6 protein-coding genes are annotated in these 8,251 nt (G+C 72.1%); 1 reads left to right on the top strand and 5 read right to left on the bottom strand.

Annotated features, from left to right (window positions below; translation table 11 throughout):
• Window positions 1-174: 174 nt before the first annotated feature.
• The 4 genes from ACWEFB_RS36855 to ACWEFB_RS36840 form a co-directional block, all read right to left on the bottom strand.
• Window positions 175-918, bottom strand: a complete 744-nt coding sequence (locus ACWEFB_RS36855; RefSeq protein WP_452292878.1) for an ABC transporter permease — start codon at window positions 916-918, stop codon at window positions 175-177.
• 128 nt (window positions 919-1,046) lie between these two features.
• On the bottom strand, window positions 1,047-1,988 hold the full coding sequence (locus tag ACWEFB_RS36850; protein WP_452292877.1) for an ABC transporter ATP-binding protein: 942 nt from the start codon (window positions 1,986-1,988) through the stop codon (window positions 1,047-1,049).
• A 119-nt stretch (window positions 1,989-2,107) separates the two neighbouring features.
• The gene (locus tag ACWEFB_RS36845) at window positions 2,108-3,277 is read right to left on the bottom strand and encodes a cytochrome P450 (protein ID WP_452292876.1); all 1,170 of its coding nucleotides are present in this window, start codon (window positions 3,275-3,277) and stop codon (window positions 2,108-2,110) included.
• Between the two features lie 9 nt (window positions 3,278-3,286).
• A complete protein-coding gene (locus tag ACWEFB_RS36840) occupies window positions 3,287-3,958 on the bottom strand; it encodes a class I SAM-dependent methyltransferase (protein WP_452292875.1) in 672 nt (223 codons plus the stop codon).
• Between the two features lie 187 nt (window positions 3,959-4,145).
• On the opposite strand from ACWEFB_RS36840, the gene ACWEFB_RS36835 reads away from it, so the two are divergent.
• Window positions 4,146-5,150 (top strand): hypothetical protein, encoded by a 1,005-nt coding sequence (locus ACWEFB_RS36835; protein WP_452292874.1) that lies wholly within the window; start codon window positions 4,146-4,148, stop codon window positions 5,148-5,150.
• A 122-nt stretch (window positions 5,151-5,272) separates the two neighbouring features.
• Here the strand turns inward: ACWEFB_RS36835 and ACWEFB_RS36830 are convergent, their stop codons facing one another.
• The gene (locus tag ACWEFB_RS36830; protein WP_452292873.1) at window positions 5,273-8,191 is read right to left on the bottom strand and encodes a M36 family metallopeptidase; all 2,919 of its coding nucleotides are present in this window, start codon (window positions 8,189-8,191) and stop codon (window positions 5,273-5,275) included.
• Window positions 8,192-8,251 lie beyond the last annotated feature (60 nt).

Here is an 8,251-nt window from a genome sequence, read left to right as displayed (position 1 = left end):
ACCTGACGATGCCCGAACGTCACCACACCCGGCCTGGCCACCAGCACCTCCAGCACAACCAAGATCAGTTGCACTGAATCCTAGAAACCGCCGGCGATTTCGTGTCGCTAAGTTCATGATCAACGGGGTAGGGGTAGGGGTAGGGGCGGGGGTGGGGGTGGGGGTGGGGGTGGGTTAGGCGTCGCGGTGGTGGAGGGCCGTGTGGGCGGCCAGGAGGGCGAGTACCGCCCAGGCCGTGAGCAGGAGTAGGCCGACGAGTGGGGGGTAGGGGTCGGTGTCGCCGCGTAGGAAGTGGAGGCCGGCGGTGCCGGGCATGGCGTCGGCGATCCGCTGGATGAACGTCACGTTGGTGAGCCCGAGCGTCGCCGGTACCACGGTGAGGATCAGGAAGACCGAGGTGAGGGTGGCGACCGCACCCCGCAGTGCCGCCCCCACACCGAGCGTGAACACCGAGATCAGGGACAGGTACGCCCCGACTCCCAACACGTCACCGAGGGTCTCGGCGGGCTCGTACCGGCCCCAGTCACCGAGGATCGGAGCGGCGACCGCCGTACCGAGCGCCCCGAGCAGCACCCCCAGCACGAAGGTGACCCCGGCGACGACGGCGGTCTTGGCGAGGATGACGTGCCACCGCAACGGGGTCCACTGGAGGGTGGCCCGGATGGTGCCGGAACCGTACTCGGCGGTGATCACCAGCATCGCCATCGCGAGCACGGCGAACTGGGTCAGCTCGACGGAGTCGATCGCGACCCGGCCGAGCGCGACCACGCCCCGGTCATCGGTCGGGTCCGCGCTGGTGTTGCTGTTCTGGACGTAGATCGCCAGTTGGGCGGCGGTCGCCGCCATCAGCAGGACACCGGCGAGCAGGGCCCACCAGACCGAGCGGACCGACCAGAGTTTGGTCCACTCACTGGCCACCGCGCCGCCCAGCCCGCCCCCGGTCGGCGCCCCACCAGCAGACCCCGACCCCGAAGCAGAAGCAGAAGCCGAAGCCGAAGATGGGGATGGGGACGCGGCCCGGTCGAGTCCACGGGTCGGTACGGTGCTCATGCGCGCTCCTGCCGGTCGGGCCCACTGGCGGGGCCGGTGTATTCGAGGCTGTCCGCGGTCAGCTCCAGGTACGCCTGTTCCAGGGACGCCTCCCTGGTGCTCAGCTCGTGCAGCCGTACGCCGAGTTCGTGGGCCAGGTCGCCGACCAGCGCGACATCGGCCCCGGAGATCAGCAGTTCCCCGGCGTCGCCCGGCTCGACGGTGACCGTCGGTGCGGCGAGCCGGTCGCGCAGCGCGGCGAGTCCGGCCGGTTGTGGGCTGCGCACCCGGACCACCGTGCGTGAGCTGCCCGCGATGACCTCGGCGATCGGGGCGTCGACGATCAGCCGCCCCCTCCCGATCACCACGAGCTGGTCCGCGGTGAGCTGCATTTCGCTCATCAGGTGGCTGGAGACGAAGACCGTACGTCCCTCGGCGGCGAGGGAGCGCATGAGCTGGCGGATCCAGCGCACCCCGTCCGGGTCGAGCCCGTTGACGGGCTCGTCGAACATCAGCACTCCCGGATCGCCGAGCAGGGCGCCGGCGATGCCGAGGCGCTGACCCATGCCGAGGGAGAAGGTGCCGGCCCGCTTGCCGGCGACGCCGGTCAGGCCGACCGTGGCCAAGACCTCGTCGACCCGGCGGGCCGGGATGCCGTTGCTGTGGGCCATCGCGAGCAGGTGTGCGCGTGCGGTCCGGCCCGGATGGACGGCCTTCGCGTCGAGCAGCGCCCCGACGTGCCGCAGCGGGTGTCGCAGGCTCGCGTACGGCCGACCGCCGACCAGCGCGGTCCCGGCGGTGGGCCGGTCCAGGCCGAGGATCATCCGCATGGTGGTGGACTTGCCGGCGCCGTTCGGGCCGAGAAAGCCGGTGACCCGTCCCGGCGCGATGTCCAGGGTCAGGTGGTCGACGGCTGTCGAGTCGCCGAAGCGTTTCGTCAGCCCGGTCAAGGTGATCATGGAGCCTCCCTGGGTTCCCCGTCGTGATGGGTCGACGGTAGGAATCCGGCAGGGTCGAGCGATGCACCCGAACGGCACCAGACGGTCCTGACCTTCGTCAGGCCCGGTCGTCGCCGGTACTAGGCCGGACGGGCGATGACCAGGGCGTCGGGCATGCGGAAGGAGAGGTTGTCGGGGCACCAGGGCTCGCGCAGGACGGTGACGTCGCGCAGCAGCGGGGCGGTTTCGGCCACCACCACGGCGGCTTCCATCCGGGTGAGCTGGGCGCCGACGCACCGGTGCGCGCCGGCCCCGAAGGCGAGGTGCCGGCGGGAGCCGGGCTGGCCGGGCCGGAACTCCTCCGGCTCGTCGACCACCGCCGGGTCGCGGCCGGCACGGGCGAGCCAGAGTACGACGCTGCGCCCCGCCGGTACGTCGACCCCGCCGAGGGTGGTGTCCCGGGCGGCGACCCGACGCCAGGTGACGATCGGGGGCTCCAGTCGCAGTCCCTCCTCCACCACGTCGGCCACCTCGACCGTGCCGTCGGTCAGCCCGCGCAGCACCTCCGGCTCCCCGGTGAGCCGGTGCAGCAGCAGGGTCAGGAACTGCGACGTGGTCTCCTGCCCGGCGACCAGCAGGAAGAACAGGGCGCCGACCACCACGTCCGTGGGGTGGCCGGCGTCGCGCAGCCGGGCGGCGAGCCCGGATCCGGTGGTCGCGAACTCCCGCAGGACCGTGTGGAAGCGGCCGACGATCGCGGCGAGCTGCTGTTGGCGTACGGCGTCGACCGGGGCCCAGAACAGTTCGAGCGCCGCCCGGGTGAACTCCTTGACGACGTCGATCCGGGCGTCCGGTAGGTCGACCAGCCGGGCCAGGACCAGCAGCGGCAGGTCGGCGGCGAGGTCGGCGTACAGGTCGACCGGTCGGCCGGCGGCCAGCTCGTCGGCGAGCCGGGCCACCCGCGTACGGACCACGCCGGTCAGCCATTCCTGCTGCTCGGCGACCCGCTTCGGGTGCAGGGCGTCGGCGACGATCGTCCGGATCGCCGGGTGGCTGTGTCCACTGTTGTTCGCCAGCGTCGGGGGCAGCCGGAACCCGTACCCGGCCAGGACCCGCAGGGCGGCGATCGGTATCGGACTCATCGCGTCCAGCGCGTTGTCCGGCCGGTACGTCTGCGGGTCGGCGAGCACCTGGCGGACCAGGGCGTGCCGGGTCACCACCAGGTGGTCGACGTCGACGTGGTCGGCGACGGTGGCGACGTCCGGCCACGGCCGGTCCACCGTCCCCGCCGCCCAGCTGCGGAACAACACGGCGACACGCTACCCAGCGGCACCCGGCCGACCGGGGTCAAGCTCCCAGACCGTGGTGGGCTTCACCCGTACGCTCTCCAGCGCGGGCGGGACCGGCACGTCGTACGCGGCCAGTTTGCCGAACCGGCCGCGGGGCAGGAACGCCCGGTCCGGGTCACCGACCAGCACCCGCGCCCCGCCACGGGCGGCGCGGAGCAGGAAGCGCAGCACCCGGTTGGCCATCGCCTGGCTGTAGAAGACGTCCCCGGCGAGCACGAGGTCGGCGTCACCGGCCCAGTCCTCGTCGAGGATGTCGGCGACGGTGATGTCCACCGGTACGTCGTTGGCCCGCGCGTTCAGCTCGATCGCGGCGCCGGCCCGCTCGTCGATCTCGACCGCGCGTACGTGCCGGGCGCCGGCGCGGGCGGCGGCGATGGCGACCAGACCGGAGCCGGAGGCGAAGTCGAGCACCCGGCGACCGGCCACCTCGTCCGGATGGTCGAGCAGGTAGCGGGCGAGGGCCTGGCCGCCGGCCCAGGCGAAGGCCCAGAACGGTGGCGGTTGTTCGCTGCGGAACTCACCCTCGGTGAGCTGCCACAGACCGATCGGTTCGTCGGCCTGGTGCAGCAGGACCTCCGGGACGAAGGCGACCGGGGTCAGCCGGGCGTGCAGGCGGACGAACGCCGCCGAGGTTTCGGACACCACCCGAATTGTGCCGGGCCGGTGCTGCCGGCGTGTCGCGGGGGTTGGGTTACCGGTTCAACACTGTCGGTGAAAGTAGGGGGTTTCATTGGCGCTGGGTGCTGACTTACGCCCCTTTCCGGCTGCCTGATCCCGTTCTAGCGTTGCGGGGAGTAATCGGATCACCGAAACCAATAGGTGTACGTGAATGGAGGCGGTGGTGGCGGTGCGGCAGATCATCGGCCGGCTGGGTGTCGTACTGGCGGGGGTGACCGGGGTGGGACTGCTCGCCACCGGCACACCGGTCAGCGCGGCGCCGGGGTTCGACACCCGGCTCGACCTGCCCGGTCAGTTCACCGCGGGTGGTGACCCGGCGACCATCTCGGCGGTGGTGGGCACCAGCGAGCGCGGCGAGTGCCGCAAGGTCCGCTGGTCACTGGTGCTGCGGGTGGCCGGGCTCCGGCTGGACCAGGTACGGGTCGACCGGGTCGAGGAGACCGGGTCGTTCCCCGTACAGGTGCGGGCCGACGGCGACACGGCCCGGCTGACCGACAACGAGTTCGACCCCGGCGAACTCTGCCGGGACCGCACGGTCACCGCGCGCTACCGGATCGCCTTCGGCGCGGAAGCTGCCGGCGGCCGGGTCACCGTGACGGCCGAGGCGTTCGACGCCCGGTCACGGCTGCTGGCCAGCGGATCCGCCACCCGTACGGTGGCCGGCAACCGGGCCAGGGCCACCCCGTCGGCCACCCGCACCACCGCATCCCCGTCACCGGAGGCAACCGAGGCCGCACCGGAGGAGTCGGCCGAGGACGAGCAGCCGAACGAGCTGATCCCGGTGCCGACGGAAGAGCCCGTGGTGGCCTCCGGAACCGGCGGCGGTCGCCCCGATCCCGCCGCGAACTCCGGCGGACTGGGACTGGTCCAGGTCGGCTTCCTGACCGGGGCGCTGCTGCTCTTCCTCGGCGTCGGGCTGCTGATGCGGGTCCGGCACCGGCTCCTCAGCGCGGTCACCGGAGGCGCCGGTCGGGCCATCGGCCGGGGCGCCCCACGAGCCGGCCGTTCCAGCGGAGGACTGTTCCAGCGCCGCCGTCGTCGCGCCGACTCCGGTGCCGACGGCGCCATCGACCTGGGTGCGGACCCGGGTGCGGGTTACGGCCGACCGGTCTGGCAGACCGACGAGCCCACCGTTCCGGTCTGGCGCCGTCGCTGACGTACCACTGACCCCCGGTTGCCGCACCGACCTCCTCCGGTCGTGCCCCCGACCGCGGCACACCGGGTACGGGTCCGCCTTCGGCCGGGGGAGCGGCCGGAGGCGGACCCGTCACTCGACCACTACCGCTCGAACGCCTGGAACTCCGCGATCCGGACCTGGGTCCGGAACGGGCTGTTGGCGGTGCAGTCGGTCGCGGTGGCCGGATCGTTGTCCTGCTCACCGGCGTAGAGCGGACCACCGGTGCACTGGCTGTCGGTCACCTCCAGCCGCAGGTGGGTCGCGGTCGTCTTCGGGATCTCGAACGACCGCAGGTTCAGCTCCCGGGTGTACGGCCGGAACGCCCCACCGGGGAACGCGTCCGACCGGCTGGTGTAGACCTTCCGGAAGCTGGCGTCGTCGGTGCAGTCCGACCTGCGCTCGTCACAGGCGAGCACGGTGAACGACCGCAGCGCCGACAGGGCGTTCTGGCTGCCCGTGTCCACGTCACCCGCGATCGCCGGCCGCAGGTACGCGCTCACGTTCACCCGCCGTACGGTCTGCGCCCGGTCGCCGGGCAGGTCGACCGTGACCCGCTTGCCGGCGACCCCGTCCAGCGACGCCCAGTTGGTCGTCTCGGTGTCGTCGGCGATCCGGTCCAGGTTGACCCCGTCACCACTGATCACCGCGCCGGCGGTCAGCGAGGCGAGGTTGCGGTCCAGGTCCAGGTCCAGCTTCTCCCGCTCACCGGACTTGAACTTCTCGGTGAACCGGGAGTGCCCGAAGCCGGGGGCGACGGCCAGGAAGGAGAACTCCTTGCCCGGCACGATCTCGAAGGTGTCCGGCAGGGCGGTGGCCGGGTCGGTGTCCGCGATCGGGACCGCGCGGGCCTCGTAGTCGCCGACGTAGAGCCGGATCGGTGCGGACGCGCTGTCGCCCTTCGGGCGGAGCGTGACCGTGGCGTTGCGGGCGTGCGGCGAGGCGAAGCTCGGCGTCGGGTCGGTGTCCGCGGCGTTGACCGTGGCCGCGTCCCGGCCCATGCCCGACTCGGCGAACGCGTTCCAGATGATGTCCTGGTTGCGGCCGCCGAAGCGGAGCACGTCGGCGGCGAGCATGTTGTCCCGCATGTCGAGCATGCTGACCTGGCTGACCGCCTGGAGCAGGAACGAGTCGAAGACGAGCTGCGTCCAGCGGCGGTTACCCGGGCACCTGTCGACCGCCAGTTTGCCCTCGGCGCAGGCGGCCTGGGTCAGGGCGTTGCCGTCGCCGTACCGGCCGACCAGGGCCGAGCGGATCCGGTGGTTGGTGGCGCCCCAGATCTCACCGTCGGCGTGCACCGCCGGACCGGACAGCGCGTAGCCGACGTCGGAGTAGTTCAGCGGGCTGCGGCTGAGGTCGTAGTTGCGGATGCCGCTCTCCAGGTTGCCGGTGACGTAACCACCGACGATGTACGGGGTCTTCCCGGCCGGCTTCCAGCCGTTCTGGACCAGGTACTCGGTACCGAGCAGGTCGCCCCAGGACTCGCCCATCGCGCCGCCCTGGTGGCCGCCGATGCCGGAGTCCGGTCCACCGATCATGCGGTTGGTGATCGCGTGGGCGTACTCGTGCCCGATCACCGTCATGTCGTAGTCACCGTCCACGCAGGGCGGGTACGACGTACCGGCGATCGGCTGCCACAGGTACATGTTGGTGCTCGGCGGCAGCCCGTCACGCGGGGTCGACTGGTTGGCGTTGTTCCGGTTGCCGGTCAGCGCGCCCTGCTGGGCGCGACCCTGCTCGGCGTCGCCGCCGAGGCCCTCGGCGGTGAGGTTGACCGCCTGCAGGTTCCAGGCCGCCTCGTCGAAGCCGAGCTTGTACGCCCAGTCGTGCATCCGGTTGTGCATCGCGAACAGGTTCGCGGTGGCGGCGTCGATGTCGTTGCGCTGCAACGAGGTGAACACCTCCGGGTTGCACTTGGACTGCCGCCACTGGTCGGTGAACGGGTAGTCGTAGTCGCGGGTCGGGCTCGGCGTGGCCGGTACGACCGGGGTGCCGGCACCCCAGGAGACGACGTTGTTCGCCGAGTTGCCCCGGGTGGTCAGCGTCGGCTCACCGGTGGCCAGGTCGACGTCCCAGGCCTGGCCGCTGGCCGCGTCCTGGACCGTCTTCTCGCAGCCGCGGGTCCAGGTGAAGCACCAGGTGACCCGCTCGTCGTGGCGCGGGTTGGTCTTGCTCGGCGGGTTGGCCGGGAAGACCGCCCACTGGGGGTTGTCCGAGTCGTAGTCGACCAGGTCCTCCCGGACCAGGACGCTGTGGTCGGTACCGTCCACGAAGGTGGTGAACGCGGTCGGCTCGGTGCTCTCCTTGCCGATCAGCGTCACCTCCCAGGCGGCCCGGTTGCCGTCGACCGGGGTCGGCACGGCGACCTTGCGCAGGTCGTGGCTGGCCACCTGGTCGGCGCGCAGGCCGGCGTCGGCGAGCGCGGCGGCGTACGCCTCGTCGGCCGAGACGGTGAGCGGTGCCGGGGCGCTGGTGTCGCGGGTGAGCGAGGAGCTGACGTGGACCACGGTGCCCCGGTCGACGGCGATGCTGACCAGACCGTCGAATCCGGCGGGCAGGTCACCGAAGCGCTGCCGCAGGGTGACCACGGCACCGGTGCCGATCTGCCGGACGAGCAGCTTCTCCATGCTCGCCACGGCCGCTTCGTCCAGACCGAACAGGTCCCGCTGCGCCAGCAGGTACTGCCGGGCGGCGGTCTCCGGGTCGGCGGCGAGACCGGTGGCCAGGCCGGCGTCGACCGGACCGAGCGCGTGCGGGGTGCCGAACGCGTTCCACCGTACGGAGGAGTCGACCCTGTCGGCGCGCGAGCGCTGGGTGGTGCTCGGGCTCGCCGTACCCCGGCGGTTGTCCTTGTCCCTGGCCTCGTGGTTGTGCTCGTCGACGGACGAGTCCGTCGCGGCGGCAGGGGCCGCCGGTGCCGCCTGGTCGGGGGCGGCGCTGGCGGCGGTGGCACCGGGAAGCGTGGCCGCGATCACGACGGCCGTGGCGAACGCGGGCATGACCCGCCATCTGTTGCCGAACACTGTTCGCTCCGGTAGACGCAAGGGATCCTCCTTGGACGGCGCTGCGAAAGAGCCGACCGG

Source organism: Micromonospora sp. NPDC004704 (genome assembly GCF_053601675.1).
This window is presented reverse-complemented; position numbering and strand designations above follow the sequence as displayed.